This window comes from Enterobacter cloacae complex sp.6700776 (assembly GCF_048284255.1).
Lineage (GTDB): Bacteria > Pseudomonadota > Gammaproteobacteria > Enterobacterales > Enterobacteriaceae > Enterobacter > Enterobacter intestinihominis.
Genome location: NZ_JBLVYK010000002.1, coordinates 385,815 through 406,596 on the forward strand (window position 1 = coordinate 385,815; position 20,782 = coordinate 406,596).

Sequence of the window (20,782 nt, forward strand, 5' to 3'; positions counted from 1 at the left end):
GGGTGTAAACACCGCAAAAATCACCAGTACACGTAAGGCTTCGAAAAACTAACGTAGCGGGTCAGGCACCAGCCTGACCCGCTTCACCCTCTTACCACGGCTGTTCGGTCGGCATAATAAACAGCTCTGCCACGTCCACATGTTCCGGTGCCTGCAATACGTAAAGAATCGAGTCGGCGATATCATCGGCTTTCAGGAACGTCATCTTCTCCTTCAGCTGTTCCATCTGTGCACGATAATTTTCGTCACTGATATGCTCGAATAATTCACTTTCAACGGCACCCGGCTGAAGCGAGGTGACGCGAATGTTGAACTGAGGGGCCAGCTCCATACGCAAAATATCCGAGAAGGCGGCAACCGCGTGCTTCGTCGCGCAGTATACGCCCAGTCCGGGAAACGTTTTACGCCCGGCGATCGACGAGGTATTGATGATATGACCCGAGCGCTGTGACTGCATAATCGGCAATACGGCCGCGACCGTGTTAAACAGGCCCTTTACGTTTACATCTACCATTCGATGCCACTCGTCAACCCGGAGGCTGGCGATATTCGAAATCGGCATCAGCCCGGCGTTATTAAAGGCGATATCAATATGGCCATAGCGTTTGTGCAGTGCCTCCACCCCTTTATTAACTGAGGCCGGGTCAGTGACATCCATGGCCAGCGCCATGGCTTCCCCGCCAGCAGCCTCAATTTCAGACACCAGCGCCTGAAGACGATCCAGACGGCGGGCAGCGAGACCCACCCTGACGCCCTGTTCCGCTAACTTTTTGGCCGTGGAGGCACCAATTCCGCTTGAAGCACCGGTGATGAGCGCGACTTTACCGTTGAGTTCCATAGTTGATCCTCTTGAGAGTTAATTTCAACGCTTCAGAAAGAATGTCTGAAGTACGGGTCAATAATGGATCTTTCTGGCAATCGCTTCGCGCGGGCTTTTGCTCAAACTGTCGGGCTTTTGCTGCGAACGGCATCGCTGCGATAGTGGGAGGGCGTCACGCCGTTATGCCTGAGGAATACGGCAGCAAAGTGGCTGGGGCTGGTGTATCCGACGTTCAGTGCAATATTGATAATGGAATCATTGCTTTCCGATAGCATGCGACGCGCCTCCTCCATGCGTAGCCGGATAAAGTAGTGAGAAGGGGAAAGTCCGGTTGACTGTTTAAAGGCGCGGCTAAAATGGTATTCGCTAAGATCGGTCAGTTCAGCCAGGCGTGCCAGGTCAAATGGCTGGGCTAACCCTTCACGCATTGCCGTGAAGACCCGGTGCAGCTTAAATGCCTGCAAGCCCCCGCGGTGTCGTTTCGCATGTGTGCCATAGGTGCGAATCAGATGTACTGCCAGCGCCTGCGCAATGCCCTGAATAAACGGGCCGCTGGGTGGATTTTGCAGATACAGCTCCTGACGTATCTGCTCCAGCAGGGCGGATAGCGTGTCGTCGCGCGCGCCGGAGACTTCCCGCAGTTCATACTCCTGCATCATAGCCACTCCCATATAAACATGCATAACGACGAAAGGCGTATCTGGCCCGGCGTGCCAGCGCATTTCAGTAGGAGAAGCCGCCGTTGTGAGAAAGAAATCGCCTGCGGTAACGCGGTTTGCTAACCACGGCTCACCGGGGGAACGCTCCTCAACGACGGCATTACCTGAGAGGATCCAGACGATAAAAGGCTCCGGCACTGCCGGAATAATGACGTTTTCCTGCACGTGTCTGCGCGCCAGAATTTGCACGAATACATCCCGGGAAGATTGCGCCCGATGTTCCCTGATCAGCTTGCCGGGAAGGTATTCTTCAAAGGTCTCTGCGGAAGTACGCTGCGTCATATTTATCGTTGCCTTTAGCTATGCCAGTTGCACCAGGTTCACCGCCGGAAGAGGCCCTCCGGGGAATTGTTGTAGCGTACCGCCAACCTCCAGGCTGCCTAAATCAATACTTGCGAAGCCCAGTTGACCGGCTAAGGCTGTTATTTCCGCCTTTGCGTCAGGATGTTCTCCGGAGATAAAGACGACACGACGGCCACCCGCCTGCGCCGGATCCTGAGCCAGCACCCCTGCAAGGAGAGTATTGAAGGCTTTAACGACGCGTGCACCCGGAGCCCACTGTGTCACCACCTGGCTTGAGTTTTTTCCGCCCAGTTCAGCCAGCGTGAAGCCTGGCAGTATGACCGGGTTGGTCGCGTCGATCAGGATACGCCCCTCCCAGTTGATGCCGCGTAACGCGGCCTCGGTTTTGTCCCAGTTTGTGCTGACAAAAACGATGTCGGCCTGGGCGGCCTGTTCTACGGTGCCAGCGCGAGCCCCGTGGCCCAGTTTCTCAACCACCGCAGTCAGGCTTTCCGGCCCGCGGCTGTTACTCAGAATAGCGTTCATGCCCGCTTTAACCAGTTGTTCTGCAAAGGCTTGTCCGATAGCGCCAGCGCCGATGATACCTACAGTAGTCGTTTTCATATTGTATTTCCTTCATTGAAGAGTAGTGAACATGCACTGAGAGTAGTAATCTTTGACCTATCTGAATAGCCTATATAATTAGATGGGATCCATCTGCTGGAGCGATACATGCTGGACGGTATGTCTGTTGATCAACTCCGCACCTTTATTGCTGCCGTTGATGAAGGGAGTTTTTCCGCCGCCGGTCGCAGGCTGCGGCGCGCGCAGTCGGTTGTCAGCGCGACGCTGGCAAACCTTGAGGCACAGGTCGGGTTTCCATTATTCGATCGTACCGGGCGTTATCCGAAGCTGACGGAGGCGGGCGTCGCCATGCTGGAAGCGGCGCGTCTTGCCACTGCCGGGATGGACGCCTTTAAGGCGAAGGCACGCACCTTAGCCGAAGGTCTTGAGCCTGAACTGGCGGTGTCCGTCGACGTGATGTTTCCCGTAGCGCAGCTCACCGCTGCGGTGCAGGCGTTTCAGCAGGCATTTCCTGACACCCCGCTGCGTTTGTATGTGGAAGCGTTGGGGGCGGTGTTCCAGCCTTTACTGGACGGTCATTGCCGGGTGGCGATAACCGGATCGCTGCCGCATCTTCCGGCGGGATGCATCTCAGAATTCCTTCTCAGCGTGCCTGCGGTGGCCGTTGTCTCCCCTGAGCATCCGCTGGCGAACGCGTCCGGTCCGATCCTTCGTTCACTTTTACAGGAACACGTCCAGCTGGTGCTGACCGATCGCTCCTCTCTTACCGTGGGCCGAAGCTTTGGCGTCATGTCGTCAAAGACATGGCATTTAGCGGATATGGGCGCGAAGCACGCCTTCCTGCGTGCCGGACTGGGGTGGGGTTATATGCCGCTGCCAATGGTCGAGGAAGATCTCGCAGCGGGAAAACTGGTTACGCTGAACGTGCCGATGCAGCCCGACGTCGGGCCCGGTTTTTCCATGCAGGCGGTGCACCTGGAGGAACATCCGCCCGGCCCGGCCGGACGCTGGTTCGTTAACAGGCTGAAAATGCAGGCTGGCATGCCTCTCAACGAACGCAGCGGATCCGGCAAGTGAGCTCAACGGATAATTCAGGTTTTGTTGCTGTTGCATGTCTCCAGTATCGCACCGGCCCGACGGGCCGTGGCAGGCAGGATGTCGGCATCGGCTACGTAGCCATCGGGATCGAGACAGCGATTGTGTTCTCTCGCCTGTTGCAGGATCGCTTCATCCCAGTAGAGGCGCTTACGCTGATCGCCGCGGGTCGTCAGAATAAACTCCGTTTTGCCGTCAACCGCGCGGTAGCGACGCCAGCTGTTTGCCGGAACAGAGATCACCGAACGTTCCGGAGCGATAACGCTCACTTCTTCGCCCGCCTCGTTCCAGGTGACCTCCAGCTGGCCTTTAAAGACCATAATGACCTGAATATCCGGGCAGAGATGGCGGCCCACAACGTGATCCTCGGCGAGACGCAGCCATTCGACGGAAAAACCGTGCGGGCTCACGATAGCGGGAGCGGAATCCCGATCCTGTGAAATGCCGAAACCGATAACCGGCGCAATTTCGCCGCCGTGTCCTGGCAGCACCGAATCCAGCAGTCCCTGGGCTGACCAGCAGCGGTCATCGCCGGTTACCGCACGCTGGCGCATCTCCTCAACGCTGTAGTCACGCAGCCCGGCAATATATTGCTCTGACAGCGGCGTCAGCAGCGTGGCGGGATCGGGCATTGGTTCACCTGCCTCCTGCGCAATCAGCATATTATCCTTGCTGAGATACATACCGTACTCGCTGGCGGCCGCCAGCACTGACGGGTGCCAGATGATGCCGCCCGTGTTGTCCCCGCCGAGCACGGTAAATACCATGCCGCAGGTATCTTCTTTACTGACGTTGGTGAAACCGCGGAAGATCCAGGTCGGTATTGAGAGGATGGTGGGCGCGCTAAATTCCGCTTCATGCTCGCCGTTGGCGCCCCAGCGAAAACGCCATGTCCCTTCATGGATCAGGAACACTTCTGCGGTGAAATGCAGATGCAGGTTATTGGTTACCCCTTTCGGCATAGCCGCCGCGCCAATGTTAAAGCCGTGCGGCTCGGGGATATTAACAATCTGCTCGCTGGACTGAGTTACACCCGGGCCGATGAAGGAATAGTTTTGTTTGAGATGCGAGCCGGGTAGCTTGCAATCAATAAAAGCAAGATTACAGGAAATCATGTCCTCGGGGGCGATTAACCGTGTTCGAGCCTGACTCTGGGTAAGATGGATGGTTTTCATTATTTCTCCTTTTAATAACCGGATGCACCGGTGGTAGGGATAGCGTTGCCGCGGGCGAGGGCAATGGCTTCACGCGAGGCGCGACCCAGTTGCATGACGTCGTTTGCAGGGGTAACAAACTGAAAACCCTGATCAATGCGCGCTGCGGCGGCCGCGCCGGAAGTGCAGAAAATTCCGGCAATCTTCTGCTGCTGGCGGCAGCAGTGAATCACCCGCTCAATAGCAGCAAGCATTTCGGGATGTTGCGATTCGGCGCTGGCGCTGCCGGTCAGCGTCAGTGAGAGATCGTTGGGGCCAATAAACACACCGTCCAGCCCTTCGGTATCAAGGATGGCGTCAAGATCAGCCAGCCCTTCGCGGGTTTCGATCATCGCCAGCGTCAGGATCTCGTTGTTAGCGTGCTGTGGATAATCACTGCCGCCGTAGAGTAGACCTCTGGCCGGACCAAAGGAGCGAACACCCAGCGGTGGATAGCGACAGGCAGCGACAAAACGGCGAGCCTGTTCCGCGCTGGAGATCATCGGGCAGATTACGCCGTAGGCTCCTGCGTCTAATACGCGCATGATTTGCGCCGGATCGTTATCTGCCACCCGCACCAGCGGCACGGCAGGCGTGGCCGATAGCGCCTGTAGCATTGACAGCGCGCTGGCAAAATCAATCATGCCGTGCTGCAAATCGACGGTGACGGCGTCGTAACCCTGATGGCCCATAATTTCCGCGCTATAACCGGACGGGATCGCCAGCCAGCCGTTTATGATGGGAGTATTTTCCAGAAATGCGGTCTTTAAACTGTTTTTGCGCACTGTATGCACTCCGTTATCCACTGACGCAGCAGCGGCGCGATCTCATCCGGGGTTTCCAGCGGAATAAAATGCCCGCCAGCCTCCACCGTATGCCTGGTCACGTTCGCGTTGCCTGCTGCCAGTAGCTGATGATGATGGGGCGTACAGATAACGTCCTGCGCGCCGTTTAGAAGTAATGTGGGGCAGGAGAGGGCGTTAAACGCAGTCCGGTTGTCCTGCCGGTGAATGGCCATTTCCGTTTGCCCGGCAAAGGTCTCAATGCCGCACTCTTGCGCCATTCGGCAAATAGTCTCTTGCAGGATCCGATCGGACAGACGTGACGGGGCGACATAGCTCTGCCACAGCGAGGAGACCAGCCAGTCGGCCAGGCCCCGCGCCTGTGCGGTGCGTACCGCTTCCCGGCGTGAAGCGAGGGTGTCTGGCGCAACGGGCAACGGATTAACGGAAATCAGCGTCAGCCCGTTCACTCTTTCTGGCGCGTCGGCGGCCATTTGCAGCGCGACTATGGCACCGAGAGAAAACCCTGCCAGCAGAAAGCGCGGCGGCAGAACCTCTAATAACCGCCGTGACGCCTGCGGCGCGGACTCCGCACCCGTCAGCGTAATACACGACACCGCTGCGACATTCAGCCGTTCAATGACGGGCTGCCAGAGCCGGGCGTTACAAAGCGTGCCACCAAGCAGCACCAGTGGCAGATCGGTATTGTCCAGAAGCGGATATTCCATTGCATCCCTCACGTAGCGGTCCAGCCGCCGTCAACCATCAGGGCACTGCCGGTGATCAGCCCGGCGGCATCTGAGGCGAGAAACACTACCGGGCCCATAATGTCCTCCAGCCTGCCTAACCGGCGCAGCTTGATGTTGTCCAGCACGTAGTGGCGGAACGCCGGATCGGCAAGCGCCGGGCGCGTCAGGTCGGTTTCAATGAAGGTCGGGCACAGCGTATTAACGCGGATCCCCGCATCGCCCAGCTCCAGCGCCATCGTTCGGGTTAACCCTTCAAGCGCGAATTTGGAGGCACAGTACACGCTACGCTCGGGGCCACCAACGTGTCCCATTTGCGATGAGATGTGAATAATCGACCCTCCCTTACCGCCCGCCCGCATTCTGCGCGCCACGCGCTGGCTGACAAAAAAGGTGGCGCGCAGGTTAAGCGCCATCACCGCATCGAAATTGTCCTCGTTCACCTCAAGAAACGGCTGATGGCGGGCCAGCCCGGCACTGTTCACCAGAATGTCGGGCGTGGGCAATGTCGCCAGCACACGCTCCACCTCCTGAGCGTCGGTAATATCCAGCTCCAGCGGGTGAAATGCGAGCCTGTGTTCCGCTGCCAGACTTGCGGCATGCGCCAGCGCCTCGTGGCCCCGGGCGGCGATCCATACCTCTGCGCCCGCCTGTGCGAGGGCGACGGCGGCAGCGAAGCCAATCCCTCTTGACCCGCCGGTTACCAGCGCGCGTTTGCCGTGCAGGGTGAAAGAGGGCGTTTGCAAAAGCGTCATGGCTTACACCTTTTCCCTGACCGGGGCCGGTGTGGCGTAGGGAACCTCCGTCTGGCCATAACGGCGCACGCGAATATTGGCCTGCTCGGCATGTCCGGCGAAACCCTCCAGCAACGACAGACGCGAACAATAGCTGCCGATTTCGGCGGTGGCTTCGTCGCTGAGGACTTTCTGGAAGGTGCAGGTTTTCATGAACTTGCCCACCCACAGGCCGCCGGTATAGCGTGCGGCTTTTTGCGTCGGCAGGGTGTGGTTGGTTCCGATCACCTTATCGCCGTAGGCCACGTTAGTACGCGGCCCAAGGAACAGCGCGCCGTAATTGGTCAGGTTAGCCAGGAACCAGTCGTCCCGGTCGGTCATCACCTGAACATGTTCGGAAGCGATACGATCTGCCTCCAGCAGCATCTCTTCGTAGCTGTCACAGACGATGATTTCCCCGTAGTCCTGCCAGGACTGGCGGGCAATGTCGGCGGTAGGGAGCTTTTCCAGCAGCCGTTCCACTTCGCTGAGCGTCTCTTTGGCAAGCTGGAGCGAGTTCGTCAGCAGGATGGCAGGGGTGGTGACGCCGTGTTCGGCCTGGCCCAGCAGATCCGTGGCGCACATTTCCGCGTCAATGGTGTCATCGGCAATCACCAGCGTTTCCGTCGGACCGGCAAACAGATCGATACCTACCCGGCCGAACAGCTGGCGTTTGGCCTCCGCGACGAAGGCGTTACCGGGGCCGACCAGCATGTCGACTGGTGCCAGCGAGTCCGTGCCCAGCGCCATGGCGCCTATCGCCTGAATGCCGCCAAGGGCATAGATTTCCGTTGCGCCAGCCATTTTTTGCGCCGCGACAATCGCCGGGGCGGGCTGACCGTTAAACGGCGGGGCACAGCTGATAATTCTTGAGCACCCCGCCACGCTGGCGGTGATAATCGACATGTGCGCGGAGGCGAGCAGGGGATATTTTCCGCCAGGCACGTAACATCCCACGGCGTTAATCGGAATATTTTTATGCCCGAGAATAACGCCGGGACGCGTTTCAATTTCCAGATCCCGCAGGCATTCTTTCTGCGCGCGGGCAAAATTCGCCACCTGCTGTTGGGCGAATTCAATATCCTGAATATCCTGGCGGCTTAACTGTTTTATGCAGCGGTCGATCTCCGCGGGGGTCAGACGATAATCCTGACGGTCATAACGATCGAATTTAATGGATAATTCGCGAATGGCTTTATTTCCACGTTTTTCAATATCTGCAAGTATTTGCTCAACCGTTTCTCTTATTTGCTGGTTGGCTTGCTGGCGCTCTTCGGTAGATTTACCGGTTTTTAATTTCCAGGACACACGCTTCTCCTTACCTTTTTTAGATGTCAGTTGTCCTCCCGGCAGACCGGGAAAGGGTGTTTACTTCAGAGTGGGTTATTGATCCGGCGCGGCGGCGTACGCACCGTTTTTTAATAATTGGGCTGAGGTTTGTGTTTTACGGGCATATACCCATCGAGCGGACAGCGGCGTGGCAATAGCGGCCACAACGGAAAGGGCGGCAATCAATATATAACCGGACGACAGGTTAATATGTTGCATCATTACGCCCATCATTACCGGCCCGACAAACATGCCGCAGGAATAAATGGTCTGGAATAGTCCCATTCGCGTGGATTGTTCATCAGACGAGGTATTCACTACGCTGAGCGACATAAATGCGGCAAAGGCCATACCGAACGAAAAACCTGCCAGCGCCTGCCACAGGTAAATGACGTACATATTGCTGGTAAAGGGAATGCCGAAGGTGGAGATCACCTGTAAAACGATGCCGAGCACGGCGGTTTTTACCAGCCCAAGGCGCTGATAAAACACCGAGCTGCACAGGGCGATGGCCAGCCCGTAAAACAGAAGGTGGATGTTTCCGAGCACCGCGAGGATCCCCGCCCGGGCGCCGAGCTGTTCGGCGTAGACCGGCGTCAGCGTGTCCCGGGTGGCGAAGGGCACCAGAATGACGACGGTCGCCAGGATGCCAATCAGCCAGACGGAACGGTCGGCCAGCTGCTGGCGCGCGCCGGTGATGCAGGCTTTAAGCGTGGGGGCCTGCACCGGGTCGTGCACGTCCTGAATGCGGGTCGTCAGGATCAACGCCACCAGGGCGGAGATGCAGGAGACAAAAAAGGCGATGTTATTGGCAAAATAGTGAATCAGCACCGCGCCAATACAGTTGCCGAGAAACACGCCGATGGGCCCTGCCAGCGCCAGCAGCGCGACGGCGGCAGGGGCTTCGTTGCGACCGAAGTAACGCATGAACAGGATGTTGTACAGCACCCATGTCGCCGCCGTGACGCCGTCTGCCGCTTTCGCCAGATACAGCGTAATGGCATTGGGTTCAAGCCAGGCAATTGGCCAGGCGATAATTGGCAGCAGCAGGCCAATCTGGATGAAGATCCTGCGGCTTTTAACCACGTCGGAAATAATGCCTAACGGGAAGCGTATCAGAAGGGTTGCCAGCCCGGATGCGCCCATGATGATGCCCATGATCTGTGGCTCAATGCCCTGGTTGATCATCATGGGGGCCAGGAATGCATCAATGCTATGGATGCAGATAAAGAACAGGATGCTGATGATGAAAAAGAGCCGGGCTTCCCGACGGCGTAACAGTGCTTGAAACATGGTTTTGAACCTCTTAAGAATTAATGGGTTATAACCAGTCAGGGACGACGTTTACCGGTTCAATCCTTTGGGCGACTCCTGTTCTCTCCGGTACCATTGACGGTATGAAAACTCTTTGCATACGTATTCAAGATTTGAAGTTACGAAAAGGTTTCATGTTTGTAAAGTGATCTCGATCTTGTTGTGAGAATTTTAATTTTTTGTGTTGCATACGCATGCAAAGGTGGTGTAAGTATAAAAAACACCCACTTGCTGAGGCGTTTGAAGCACGCGCAAATGGGCAGGACGTTGATAAGGAATCAGGGGTAATGAAACGTAAGACTTTTGCAGCAGTCACATCCCAACAGGTCGCTCAGCTGGCGGGGGTATCGCAATCTGCGGTGTCGCGAACGTTCACGCCGGGGGCCAGCATTTCACCGGCAACGCGTGAAAAAGTGCTGAAGGCGGCGCGCGAGTTGGGCTATCGCCCGAATGCGATCGCCCGTTCGCTCAACACGGCGCGTTCGCGCATTATCGGTGTCGTCATTTCTTACTTTGATAACCCCTTTTACTCGCAGGTGCTGGAGGCGCTGGCACAAAAGCTGGATACGCTGAACTATCACCTGCTGCTGTTCGTTGGCGACCGGGACGGTAACGTTGACCGTATTTTTGACCAGATTATGCAGTACCGGGTGGATGGCATTGTGCTGGCCTCGGTGACGCTGTCGCTGGAGTTATCCGAGGAGTGTCTTGCCGCCGGGATCCCGGTAGTGCTGTTTAACCGCAGCGAAGAGAGTGGCATGGCTTCCAGCGTCAACAGTAATAACGAAGCGGCCGCGCGGCAGATTGCCGAGTTTCTGCTGGCGGGGGAGCACAAGCGTTTTGCCTACGTGGGCGGCGTGGCGGATTCCCCGGTCAATATCGCCCGCCAGCGCGGGTTCATCTCCACGCTGGAAGAACATGGCATCACCGATGTGCGGGTGGTGCACGGGAATTACGACGCTCAGCAAACCACCCGGGCGGCTTATACCCTGTTTTCGGCGTCGCCAGCGCCGGATGCGGTCTTTGTCGCCAACGATCATATGGCCGTCACGGTAATGGATGTGGCGCGCTATGAGTTTGGTTTGCGCATTCCGGAGGAGGTCTCCATTGTCGGGTATGACGACATCGGCCCTTCCGGCTGGCCCTCTTATGCGTTGACTTCGGCGTCGCAGCCGGTCGGCGCGATGGTAGATGCCACGGTGGAACTGTTAATGAAGCAAATTGACAGCGGAACCATAGAGCCTGAACAGATTACGGTGCCCGGTACGCTGGTGATACGCCACTCGGCGCGTCGCCCACGCAGCGGCGTTATCGAAACCAATGGTTTAACGCTATTCCAGTCTAAGGAGCGCACATGACCAGATTGCGGGGCTTCAGCCCTCAATTCGACTCTATCCAGCAGTTCATTTTGACGCTGACGCATGTCGTCTGGGAGCAGAAAGATATCGGCCAGCTGGCGGATTTTTACGCCACGCCGGTGGTTTTCACTACTCCCGAAAAACAGCTGCATGAGCTTTCCCAGTTTATGCGCCTGACGCTTGAGGCGATGCACAGCTTCCCGCAGCGAGCGGTGCTGACGGAGGATATTCTGTGCAGCCAGAACCCGGGGGACGAGTACTATGCGGCTCAGCGTACCGTAGCCCGCATTCAGCATCAGGGGGAGGGGTTTTTTGGCCCGCCGACCGGGAAAAATGTCTGGGTCCGCACCTGGGCCGATCGCATCTGTGTTGATGGGGCCGTACGCCAGGAGTGGCTGCTTCAGGATCGTGCTGCGATTGTGGCGCAACTGGGGCTGGATATCCGCGAATTTGCCTTTAACCTGGCGACCATGCGCCAGCAGCTTGGCGTGGAGGCGGTCTCTGCCGAGACGCTGGATGCCCGCTGGGCGGGCGGACCCGAGGGCGACGACGTAGAAGGGGCGCTGGCAGGCGTCGTTGAGCGCTACTTAACCATGTGGGCGGGCGGTAACAGTGGCGTGGTGCCCGGTCTCTATCACCCGGCGGCGACGCTTTACGCGCCGGGTCATTGCCTCTGCACCGGTGAGCAGGAAATTGGCGCACAGCTTTCTGGCTACCGCGCTTCATTTGCCGACAGCGAAACGCAGCTCCATCATCTGATTGTGCGTAAAGATCCTAACGAGCCGATTCGGCTTTCCCTGCGCTGGTCGTTATTAACCTGGCATGACGGTTACGGCAAATTTGGTGCGCCAACCCGTAAACCCATATCAATTACCGGTATCAGCCAGCTTGAATTACGTGATGGTTTAATTTTCCGTGAATATCTGGGGATCGATGAATTAGCGATCTGGTCGCAAATAGTGAATTAACAGGGGCGGCAGCCCCCTTATTCTGGCTGCCGAAAATAATCGAGTTTAATTCACCCTCACTTACGGGTGCGGGTTCTTATTGTCTGAAAACAGAGCAGGAGTTTATATGTCTTCCACCGAAGCAACAAATAAAGCACCAGCCGTACCCGAAAAAAGTAGCGTGAAATCGCTGAAAGAGGAACCTGTATTACAGGTGGAACGTCGTGATTTTGTCGATCTGGTACCGGAAAAAAGACCGCGCGTGCAATCATTACGCGGCTTTGATGACTGCTATACCGATATTGTCGATTATATAGTTCGCTGCACCCATAAAATATGGGACGAGCGCGATGTCGGCTTAATTTATTCTCACTATACCCATAACTGCGTGCTGTATAACGCGCTGGGGACACTCTATAACCGTGAGCAGGTGGTACAGGATACGCTGCAACGCTTAATTGCCTTCCCGGAGCGGCGCGGCATGGCAACCCAGGTTATCTGGAACGGAAATGATGTTGACGGTTTTTATACCTCTCACCTGGTCACGGGAAGCGGGCGGCATACCCAGCACAGCCATTTAGGCAAGCCGACCAACCGCACCTTCGTTACCCGTACCGTGGCAGATTGCATGATCCACGAGAATAAAATTTACCGGGAGTGGGTGGTCAGCGACAACATGTCGTTAATGAAACAGCTTGGCCTGAATACCGATCAAATCGCATTTAATATGGCAAAGGAGCAGTTTGATAAAGGCTTCCGCGTGATGGACATCGGCGAAAATGGCCGCATGCTGGGGCAATATCCGCCGGAGATGGAGTGCGATGTATCCATTGCACACACCGATACGGAAGAGCAGTGCCTGCGCTGGCTGCATGAGATCTACAATCGTCGGATGTTCGGCAAAATCAAAGAGGTTTACGCCCCTAACGTGCAGTGGCATGGCCCGCTGATGAAAGAGCTGTACGGCACCGCGGCGGTAACCCATCAGACGCTGGCGCTGGTGGGGATGATCCCTGACGGCGCGTGGCTGCCGCAGCATATCTGTTCCAACCCGTGCGATGAAGGCGGCGTCAAAGTGGCGGTTCGCTGGATCATCGAAGGGCATCACCTGGGTTACGGCGAACTGGGCAAGCCGACCGGAGAACGACTGTTCGTGATGGGCATGTCGCACTACCACATCGTCAACGGCAAAATTGTTGATGAATGGGTCGTGTATGACCACCTGGCGCTGCTGGCGCAAATCAAACTCGGCCAGATGGAGGACGCGTAAATGTTAAATCAGGTGAGCTGGATTAAGCGCCCGCAGGGGCAGGATGCGCAGGCCGATCGTTCCCTGACGGAGAAGGTCAGCGCCATTATCGAGCGCGTGAAAACCGAAGGCGATACGGCGCTAAGAGCCTTTTCGCAGCAGTTTGATAACGTCGTGCCGACGCACTTTGAGGTGAGCGAGCAGGAGATCGCCGAAGCACTGCAGGGGATGGATGCCCAGACGCGCCGCGACAGCGAGTTTGCTATTAATCAGGTGCGTCGTTTTGCGCAGGCGCAGCTGGCGACCATGCAGCCGCTGGAAGTTGAGACGCTGCCTGGCGTACATCTCGGTCACCGGATCATCCCGGTGCAGACGGTGGGCTGCTACGTGCCGGGTGGGCGTTACCCGATCCTCTCTGCGCCGGTGATGTCGATTGTCCCTGCGACGGTGGCGGGCTGCGAACAGATCATCGCCTGTCTGCCACCGGGAGCGCATCCTGCGATGATCGCGGTTTGCCATCTGGCGGGCGCGCACCGCATTTTCAGGGTAGGTGGCGCGCAGGCCATTGCGGCCATGGCCTGGGGAACGGAGAGCATTCCATCGGTGGACAAAATCGTTGGGCCAGGCAACGCCTTCGTTAACGAAGCGAAACGCCAGGTGTTTGGTCGAGTCGGCATTGATGCCCTCGCCGGGCCGAGCGAGATTTTCACTATCGCTGACGACAGCGCCGATCCGCGCATTCTGGCCGCCGATATGCTGGCGCAGGCAGAACACGATATTCATACCCGCGTCGGGCTGGCGACAACCAGCCGGGATATCGCTGAGCGTACCCTGGCGGAGGTTGAGCGTCAGCTTGCCAGCCTGCCAACGGCCGCCACGGCGGGGGAGGCGTGGCGCCGGCAGGGTGAGATTGTGCTCTGCGAAGATGAAGCGCAGCTGATTGCGTTTGCTGACCATATGGCGACGGAGCATTTGCAGGTGCATACCCGCGATCCGCACGCGACGGCGGCGAAGATCCGCAACTATGGCTCGCTGTTTATTGGTCAGAACGCCAGCGTGGTGTTCTCTGATAAATGCTGCGGCACCAACCATACGTTACCGACGATGGCGGCGGCACGCTATACCGGCGGTCTGTGGGTTGGGGCGTACGTCAAAATCTGTACCCATCAGTGGATTGACGAGCAGGGTATCCCGGCAATCGCAGAACCGGCGATCCGCCAGAGCCGTACCGAGGGGATGCAGGGGCACCGACGGGCGGCGGAAATTCGTCTGCGTCCGCAGGACATTGATGCCATTACTACCGGCATGCGGGACTAAAACGTATCCCGGGCAGCCTTCTGCCCGGTTTTCATCTCGAGGGAGCCTGAGACTATGAAGCGCCTGATACCGCCAGACGACTGCCCGGAGGAAATTGCCCGCCGTCTCGACGTCATTCAGCAGCACCGGGCGCTCAACGCGATCCTCGGGGTTAACCCTGACGCCATGTCTCAGGCGGAACAGCATCAGCAGCAGCGTCGACGCGGGGAGCCGATCGGCCCCCTGCACGGCGTGCCGTTGATCGTCAAAGATAATATTGCCTGCGCACCGATGCCCATTACTCTTGGCTGCCGGGCGCTGGCCTCACTTAACGCGACGTCGGATGCGCTTGTTATACAGCGGTTGCGCAGGGCAGGAGCGATTATCCTCGCCAGAGCGAATATGTCCGAGTTTGCTTTTGACGTGCGCTCGCGAAGCTCGCTGGGGGGCGATGTGGCGAATCCACTTTGCCCGACACTCACCGCCGGAGGTTCCAGCGGAGGATGCGCCGCGGCGGTGGCGGCTGGAATGGCGGATGGCGCATTGGGTACCGATACCGGCGGCTCTATCCGCATTCCCTGTAGCTATACCGGGCTGGTGGGGCTACGACCTGCCTTTCGCCGTTCACAGCTGGACGGCGTGGCGCCGCTCTCGCCCAGCAAAGATACCGTTGGGCCAATGGTACATAGCGTTGAAGATGCCGCCTTGCTGCATGCGGTGATCCATGGTTTGCCACCGGTTGCGCTTCCTGTGCGTTCGCTGAAAGGCGTTCGCTTTGGTGTGGTAACCGCATTACAGGGAGAAGATGAGGTACAGCTGGAGGTCTGGCAGTCGGCGCTGCACTCGTTGCGTCGTGCCGGAGCAACGCTGGTGGAGGTATCATTACCTTTGCTGGACGACGTAAGTCAGGCGACATGCCTGAGCCTGTATGAATTTCGCGTGGCGATTGACGACTGGCTTAGCAAACAGCCTGGCGCTCCCTCCGGACTAACAAGCATTGTGGACTCCGGCGCTTTCCTGCCAGAGTTTGCGCCGTTTCTACGTCAGATGCTGGTGAGTAACACGCTGAAAACCCCGCACTGGCTGGCGGGGCGTCGCTTTCAGCGCCTGTTGCGGCAGAACCTTTGCCAGGTGGCGGAGGTGCAGCGCATCGACGGATTTGTGTATCCCACCGTACAACGATTACCAGAAAGTATGGCGAAGATGCCGCCAGGCTGCGCGCCGGAACTGGCCGCCATCAGCGGCCTGCCAGCTATAACGTTGCCGTGCGGCGTAAGCCGTATCGGTCTGCCGGTGGGGATGGAGATGTTATCGGTGCAGAAGGATGAGACGGCGCTGATGGTGCTGGCGCTGGCGTGTGAGGGGGCGCTGGACGGGAAGGGACAGATATAAAAAGCCCGCAGAGCTTGCGCCGTGCGGGCTTTCAGCACTTCATCGGATGACTCTGGTAATCACCGATGGAGGATTATTGGGCTGGTGGAGTCTGAATAAATTCATTAATAGGCTGTTTTTTGTTGATAATTTATAAATTCTACTTTCACGGGTATGCCAATGGCGATTTGTTGCAGTGTTTCCTGTGGTTAAGCAAACCTGTTTTTTGAATGGATCACATCAAGAAAAAGCTTTTTTGGATTTAACTGTTCACCCTTAACTTATATTTAGAAAGAAAAAGACCGGCTGTTGCCGGTCTGAGGTCGGTTAAGCCGTTACGGGTTTGTCTTCCTGTCGCTACTTCTAAGAAAGGGCAAGTCTGCGCACAGTCATCAGGAAATCGAATGGGGTTGAATCCCACAACTCAGGTGAGAAATCAAATCCATACCGGCTTTTGAATTGCTCATCCAGCCTGTCTTCGTAAAGCTCAAGGAAACAATCGACCTCTTCGGCTAACTCTTTTAACATCCAATCTGGGGCTGTTTTTTTATAGAGTTCAATAGTGCCCTCAATAGTATCCTCTCCCTCATTTATGAGGTCATGATCCTGATTGAAATAACCCTGAATCAGCTGATCAATATGATAGAAATTTTGCATAATCTACCTGTCCTATGGGGTCGGGAATGCTGTAAGGATATAGCGACAGAGCTGGTCATCCTTGTACTCGGAGTTTGGTTCAAAAGGCATTGAGTAGTTGCCTATTGCAGAACATCTTTTGCCGATGAACAAGAGGCGTGGCAAGCGGCATATGGGCACTGGATGCAAAAATGTAAAACTGGGGTTACTGAAGTTAGCGCTGGCCAAAGTTTTGCCGAGTGGACGTAATGTGGACATGGGCAAAAAAAGGGGTTACGTTTTCACGTAACCCCTTGTTTTATTTGGTGGGCTGGCGGAGTCTGAATTGGTGCTATAACTTATTGTTTAATGGCTAGTAATGTTCAGTTCAATTTTCACTTTGGTCCCATCGTTGGTCCTAAAAGAAAATGTCAGGTTTTTTTCGGGGGAGGGGAGGTTACAGCAGAAGTTTCTTCGTCTGTGAGATTAGCATTTTGCTTTCCTTTAGTCTGCTCTGTATTTAAGCGTTTATTTCACGTTAGTTTTTAGCAAGCCGCTAGAGCGCCTTGCTCGCAGAATATCCACTACGGAAAGATACGGGGTTTGTTCTTGCCACGAAAATCCCTTTCGGTCGATACGAACCTGTTCGTATTTTTCCACCAGAAAATTAACAGCATTAGCCAGAGTGATACCGGCATCGATATGCTCCTTTATAACGGTTTCATCACTGAAAGGTGTGTCCTTTAGCATCAGGCCATAGTGCTGCTCAAGCAGACGAGTAAGTAACATTTGCCAGACTGCAACGGGCGACAGACAGGGCTTCGCCGCCCGCGAAATTGTAGCAGGTAGAGTTTTCATGCTTGCTCTCGTGAAATTAGTTAGCTTTGAGTTGGATAAACAACGATATATACGTAGCCGCAACTACCAAGAGTATCGGCTTCGCAGGTAAAACCGTTGTGGTACAGGGTGACACAGTGGGCATGGCGAGGATTCATTTCTCCAGTGGTCAGCATCGATTCCATCTGACGGATAAAATGCGGAAATGCGACATCCAACTTCAGGCATTCGGCGTCACTGAATTTACCGGTGATACTTGCCCGGTCAGCCAGATAGTGGAGACGGTTGCCCTCCTGCACCAGACGGGCTCCCAGACGCGGTGTGATATCCCGTTGCAGTCCCCATGTAGCGTTACTCTTCATCGGCTTCTCCTTTATTGTCAGTTCAGGGTGATACTCATCAGACAGGCATAAGGCCCTTTGCGGTCCTGGCGGCTTTCGGCGTATACCGCCAGCACGCCGGGAATGTCAGGAACTGCCAGACCGGTGTAATGACAGACACTGCCATGCCACTGTTATCTGCCGGTGCAGTATCGAAAAATGCGGGAGGCCGGATGCTGACAGTAAATCGTCATCGCCCGGCGTTTACTGATAATTCTCATGTCATACTTCAAAGCAGACCGTGTTCAGCGAACGAAAATATCTGCGTACCACCTACGATAAGGTGGTCAGGCACACGGATATCAACGAGTTGAAGCGCCTGCACCAGACGCTGCGTGATGGTCTTATCTGCCTTGCTGGGCGAGGTGTCGCCAGAGGGATGGTTATGCGCCAGTATCACTGCTGCTGCATTGAAATGCAGGGCGCGTTTGACCACCTCACGGGGATGAACCTCCGTGCTGCTGATGGAACCGGCAAACAGGGTTTCGTGGGCAATCAACTGGTTCTGCTGATTGAGATACAGCACCATAAACTCTTCGCGCTCCAGTCCCGCCATTTTCAGTTTCAGCCAGTCACGGGCAGCCTGAGTGGAGGTGAATGCCACGCCTGTTTCGCGCAGGTGTCGGTCAAGCAGCGTTAAAGCGCGTTTTACCGTGCGTTGTGCGGTCAGTGGAAGTACCGGTGTCTGTGGGATAAGTGACTGTTCCATCATAAGTATCCTCAATCAATAATGTGCAGAATGGCGCTGGATTCAGGGTGCTGCAGGGCGTAATCCCGCAGGCGATAATAGTGCTCAGTTATGGCATCATATTCGGTGCGACAGGCATGATGGCTGTATTCAATCAGGCAGACAGCGATACCTGCGGCTTCCGCGCTCATTTGCGCACCATTGCCGTTCATGCCGTTGAACAGATGCCATTTATCGTCAACGTCAGCATCAGGGGCCATAAACGCGCCGCCATTGCTGAGCGTGTAGAAGGACCAGATACCACCGCTGTACTCATCACAGAAGCGGTCCATCCAGGCGAAAATACGGGGTTCCAGCGTTATCCACTGCGGGATAGCGCCAAAGTACAGCGGCCAGAAATCGAGGCGCTGTTCGTCAGGTACTGGTGTTGCAGTGAGGTCAAATTGAGGTTCATTAGCGGACATCAATTCGCATTGCGTTTGTGTCGTCATGGATATTCTCCGTTAATAAAAAACGCCAGCGACGATGGCTGGCGTATGGGAAATAAAGGACTTGCAGGGATGATGAATGGGTGTGATCAGGAGGAGGATGTTCTGAGGATGCCGTACTGTCGGATATAACGGTTAAGCCCTTCACCGGCATCAGGTTCAAAGTACCACGCCTGCCAGACCATTCGACCTTCAGAGTCACGAACCACTAGGCGGAAGTAGCTACCCTGGTCGTCTTCAATGCTGATGTTGTGATACCGGCGGGTAACCGCTTCAGCCTGCTGTCGGGTGAAAGGTCCCGGTGGCAGCATGTGAGATTCAGACATTCGATGTACCTTAAAAGCAAAAGCCCCTGACGCAGAAGCGTCAGGGGCTATGAGTGTATGCAGGTGTGGGGTGATTATCAGTAACCGGTTTGTACCTTATACAGCCGCAGGGTTTTGCTGCCCCGGACAATTTTCACATACAGGGCATTATCTTTTGTGCCGCGCACAAACCCGGCCTGCACATCGCCCTTACAGTCACCACCGTCGTAAGGAATGTTGACACCGGTCTGGCGCACAAGGTCGATAACCCCGAAGCTTGAGTCCTCACATGCCGGACCCGGCAAATCCTGAATCAGGGCAAATTTATGGTCGTCGCTGACACCGGTCAATGAGCACATGGAGGTGTTGATGTCGTTTCCCTGACACCAGTACTCCTGGCCGGGATTGTCTTTATCCATGAGGCTTGCCGGAAGCTGAGCGGCACCGGCACTGAAGGCGGCAAGTGACAGAATGAGGGCGGGTACAGCAGAGGTCATTATTTTCAGCATGGTTTTCTTCCTGAATTAATCCAGCCCGCTGTCGGGCAAAATGAGGGAGGTTGGTATCGGGTGTTATCAGAAGCGCCGGTAGCGAAACAGCTCTTTGCCCTGGTAAAGTGCCACCAGGTCGTCATATTCCGGCTTCTTCTGGTTGGGCTTAAAGGTCACTACCGTGCCCGGACGGCACAGATCTTTTACGGTGAGACCGAATTTCTTATCCGGAGTAATGGTGAATCCCTTCGACACATCGTTGTGAATGATAGTTATCCAGCCCCACAGGCCGCCTTCGCAGTCTTTAAAGGGTGCTGAACGCACCGTGACCATCCCGCCCTGACGGTCAACAGACATGGCTTCGCATTTTCCGGTAACCTGTCGATGCGCATCACACCAGAAAATATTCCCGTTGTTGTCATTGACGACTGCAGGTAGCGTCCGGTTATAAGGCTGAGCCTGAGCGCCCGCACAGAGCAGAAGGCTGCCGGTAATACCCAGTATTTTAATCAGTGTTTTCATTACGTTGGTCCTTAACAGAGAAAGAATCAGGTAGCAGTCATTCAGGCCCAGACGGTCAGGCCCAGCATCAAAAGCCATACCCAGAAGTAAGCCGGTTTCTGACCGAGAGTTTTCGCCCGCCGCCACAGATAGAACGGCACCAGCCAGGCCAGCTTGCCGAACGTGGTGGTGTCCACTCCGGCCTTACGAAGGCGTCGTTCATCGAGATACCCCAGAGCGATATTGAGCAGCAGCGTGATAAACCAGTACTGCCCACCCGAGACGGCATCATATGCCTCGTCAAATGACATCCCGCTCAATCCTGCAGTCCACAACTCCAGCGCGTAGCCAATGAAGGGAGCAAATGCCAGCGTCCACACAACGCCACCCGGAATGCGGTTCCCCGGCAGTGCTGGCGGTGTGGTGCTCCGGAGCAGAGCCGAAGCCAGCGGGGTGGCGGAGACCGGCTGCCACTCTGCCATTCCCTGTCGCCACACCAAAGTGGATGCAGTCAGTTCACCGCGCATAATCAGGCTGGTGACGTCGTCTTCGGTCACATTGTCGTGACGTATGCCATTTTTCTCGTAATGCCAGATCATTGTTTTTCCTTCTTAACAG

General features: G+C 56.0%; 24 protein-coding genes and 1 pseudogene. 6 read left to right on the plus strand and 19 right to left on the minus strand.

Annotated features, from left to right (window positions below; genetic code table 11):
• Nucleotides 1-91: 91 nt before the first annotated feature.
• From ACNQ0T_RS05845 to ACNQ0T_RS05855, 3 genes are all read right to left on the minus strand, one after another.
• Complete coding sequence (locus ACNQ0T_RS05845) at nucleotides 92-838, minus strand: SDR family oxidoreductase (protein WP_023306785.1); 747 nt, start codon at nucleotides 836-838, stop codon at nucleotides 92-94.
• A gap of 101 nt (nucleotides 839-939) precedes the next feature.
• Entirely contained in the window at nucleotides 940-1,821 is an 882-nt protein-coding gene (locus tag ACNQ0T_RS05850) for a helix-turn-helix domain-containing protein (protein ID WP_022649103.1), read from the minus strand.
• A gap of 18 nt (nucleotides 1,822-1,839) precedes the next feature.
• Nucleotides 1,840-2,445 (minus strand): NADPH-dependent F420 reductase, encoded by a 606-nt coding sequence (locus tag ACNQ0T_RS05855; protein ID WP_032625884.1) that lies wholly within the window; start codon nucleotides 2,443-2,445, stop codon nucleotides 1,840-1,842.
• 108 nt (nucleotides 2,446-2,553) lie between these two features.
• On the opposite strand from ACNQ0T_RS05855, the gene ACNQ0T_RS05860 reads away from it, so the two are divergent.
• Nucleotides 2,554-3,483, plus strand: a complete 930-nt coding sequence (locus ACNQ0T_RS05860) for a LysR family transcriptional regulator (protein WP_320684361.1) — start codon at nucleotides 2,554-2,556, stop codon at nucleotides 3,481-3,483.
• A gap of 14 nt (nucleotides 3,484-3,497) precedes the next feature.
• On the opposite strand, the gene ACNQ0T_RS05865 is transcribed toward ACNQ0T_RS05860, so the two are convergent.
• The 6 genes from ACNQ0T_RS05865 to ACNQ0T_RS05890 form a co-directional block, all read right to left on the minus strand.
• The gene (locus tag ACNQ0T_RS05865) at nucleotides 3,498-4,676 is read right to left on the minus strand and encodes a cupin (protein ID WP_417929746.1); all 1,179 of its coding nucleotides are present in this window, start codon (nucleotides 4,674-4,676) and stop codon (nucleotides 3,498-3,500) included.
• 11 nt (nucleotides 4,677-4,687) lie between these two features.
• Nucleotides 4,688-5,479 carry an HpcH/HpaI aldolase family protein gene (locus ACNQ0T_RS05870; RefSeq protein WP_022649099.1) on the minus strand — a complete coding sequence of 264 codons (792 nt, stop codon included), beginning with the start codon at nucleotides 5,477-5,479 and terminating at the stop codon, nucleotides 4,688-4,690.
• On the minus strand, nucleotides 5,461-6,204 hold the full coding sequence (locus ACNQ0T_RS05875; RefSeq protein ID WP_023298422.1) for an alpha/beta fold hydrolase: 744 nt from the start codon (nucleotides 6,202-6,204) through the stop codon (nucleotides 5,461-5,463). Before ACNQ0T_RS05875 ends, ACNQ0T_RS05870 begins: the two co-directional genes overlap by 19 nt.
• Before the next feature lie 8 nt (nucleotides 6,205-6,212).
• The gene (locus tag ACNQ0T_RS05880) at nucleotides 6,213-6,977 is read right to left on the minus strand and encodes an SDR family NAD(P)-dependent oxidoreductase (RefSeq protein WP_063137595.1); all 765 of its coding nucleotides are present in this window, start codon (nucleotides 6,975-6,977) and stop codon (nucleotides 6,213-6,215) included.
• Between the two features lie 3 nt (nucleotides 6,978-6,980).
• Complete coding sequence (gene hisD, locus ACNQ0T_RS05885) at nucleotides 6,981-8,303, minus strand: histidinol dehydrogenase (protein ID WP_180246315.1); 1,323 nt, start codon at nucleotides 8,301-8,303, stop codon at nucleotides 6,981-6,983.
• Between the two features lie 75 nt (nucleotides 8,304-8,378).
• Nucleotides 8,379-9,617: an MFS transporter gene (locus ACNQ0T_RS05890; protein ID WP_022649095.1), complete on the minus strand. Its 1,239-nt coding sequence runs from the start codon at nucleotides 9,615-9,617 to the stop codon at nucleotides 8,379-8,381.
• A 308-nt stretch (nucleotides 9,618-9,925) separates the two neighbouring features.
• On the opposite strand from ACNQ0T_RS05890, the gene ACNQ0T_RS05895 reads away from it, so the two are divergent.
• From ACNQ0T_RS05895 to ACNQ0T_RS05915, 5 genes are all read left to right on the plus strand, one after another.
• Complete coding sequence (locus ACNQ0T_RS05895) at nucleotides 9,926-10,996, plus strand: LacI family DNA-binding transcriptional regulator (RefSeq protein ID WP_023298419.1); 1,071 nt, start codon at nucleotides 9,926-9,928, stop codon at nucleotides 10,994-10,996.
• The gene (locus ACNQ0T_RS05900) at nucleotides 10,993-11,964 is read left to right on the plus strand and encodes a nuclear transport factor 2 family protein (protein WP_022649093.1); all 972 of its coding nucleotides are present in this window, start codon (nucleotides 10,993-10,995) and stop codon (nucleotides 11,962-11,964) included. The genes ACNQ0T_RS05895 and ACNQ0T_RS05900 overlap by 4 nt, the downstream gene beginning before the upstream one ends.
• A gap of 106 nt (nucleotides 11,965-12,070) precedes the next feature.
• Nucleotides 12,071-13,213, plus strand: coding sequence for an ester cyclase (locus tag ACNQ0T_RS05905; RefSeq protein ID WP_015571629.1), 1,143 nt, complete (start codon nucleotides 12,071-12,073; stop codon nucleotides 13,211-13,213).
• Nucleotides 13,214-14,509: a histidinol dehydrogenase gene (hisD, locus tag ACNQ0T_RS05910; RefSeq protein WP_045308434.1), complete on the plus strand. Its 1,296-nt coding sequence runs from the start codon at nucleotides 13,214-13,216 to the stop codon at nucleotides 14,507-14,509.
• A gap of 54 nt (nucleotides 14,510-14,563) precedes the next feature.
• Nucleotides 14,564-15,880: an amidase gene (locus ACNQ0T_RS05915; RefSeq protein WP_154849485.1), complete on the plus strand. Its 1,317-nt coding sequence runs from the start codon at nucleotides 14,564-14,566 to the stop codon at nucleotides 15,878-15,880.
• Nucleotides 15,881-16,222: 342 nt separating this feature from the next.
• Here the strand turns inward: ACNQ0T_RS05915 and ACNQ0T_RS05920 are convergent, their stop codons facing one another.
• From ACNQ0T_RS05920 to ACNQ0T_RS05965, 10 genes and pseudogenes are all read right to left on the minus strand, one after another.
• Entirely contained in the window at nucleotides 16,223-16,516 is a 294-nt protein-coding gene (locus tag ACNQ0T_RS05920; RefSeq protein WP_022649090.1) for a contact-dependent growth inhibition system immunity protein, read from the minus strand.
• A 486-nt stretch (nucleotides 16,517-17,002) separates the two neighbouring features.
• On the minus strand, nucleotides 17,003-17,332 hold the full coding sequence (locus tag ACNQ0T_RS05925) for a TA system toxin CbtA family protein (protein ID WP_417929749.1): 330 nt from the start codon (nucleotides 17,330-17,332) through the stop codon (nucleotides 17,003-17,005).
• A 20-nt stretch (nucleotides 17,333-17,352) separates the two neighbouring features.
• Entirely contained in the window at nucleotides 17,353-17,673 is a 321-nt protein-coding gene (locus tag ACNQ0T_RS05930; RefSeq protein ID WP_417929750.1) for a type IV toxin-antitoxin system YeeU family antitoxin, read from the minus strand.
• A gap of 17 nt (nucleotides 17,674-17,690) precedes the next feature.
• Nucleotides 17,691-17,912 (minus strand): annotated as a pseudogene (locus ACNQ0T_RS05935) (DUF987 domain-containing protein).
• Nucleotides 17,913-17,920: 8 nt separating this feature from the next.
• Entirely contained in the window at nucleotides 17,921-18,403 is a 483-nt protein-coding gene (locus tag ACNQ0T_RS05940; protein WP_417929751.1) for a JAB domain-containing protein, read from the minus strand.
• Between the two features lie 8 nt (nucleotides 18,404-18,411).
• Complete coding sequence (locus ACNQ0T_RS05945) at nucleotides 18,412-18,870, minus strand: antirestriction protein (RefSeq protein WP_417929753.1); 459 nt, start codon at nucleotides 18,868-18,870, stop codon at nucleotides 18,412-18,414.
• 86 nt (nucleotides 18,871-18,956) lie between these two features.
• Nucleotides 18,957-19,193 carry a DUF905 domain-containing protein gene (locus tag ACNQ0T_RS05950; protein ID WP_417929754.1) on the minus strand — a complete coding sequence of 79 codons (237 nt, stop codon included), beginning with the start codon at nucleotides 19,191-19,193 and terminating at the stop codon, nucleotides 18,957-18,959.
• A gap of 77 nt (nucleotides 19,194-19,270) precedes the next feature.
• Nucleotides 19,271-19,681 (minus strand): hypothetical protein, encoded by a 411-nt coding sequence (locus tag ACNQ0T_RS05955; RefSeq protein ID WP_417929756.1) that lies wholly within the window; start codon nucleotides 19,679-19,681, stop codon nucleotides 19,271-19,273.
• Nucleotides 19,682-19,747: 66 nt separating this feature from the next.
• The gene (locus ACNQ0T_RS05960) at nucleotides 19,748-20,185 is read right to left on the minus strand and encodes a hypothetical protein (RefSeq protein WP_417929758.1); all 438 of its coding nucleotides are present in this window, start codon (nucleotides 20,183-20,185) and stop codon (nucleotides 19,748-19,750) included.
• A 41-nt stretch (nucleotides 20,186-20,226) separates the two neighbouring features.
• Nucleotides 20,227-20,763 carry a DUF4339 domain-containing protein gene (locus tag ACNQ0T_RS05965; RefSeq protein ID WP_417929759.1) on the minus strand — a complete coding sequence of 179 codons (537 nt, stop codon included), beginning with the start codon at nucleotides 20,761-20,763 and terminating at the stop codon, nucleotides 20,227-20,229.
• Nucleotides 20,764-20,782: the final 19 nt, after the last annotated feature.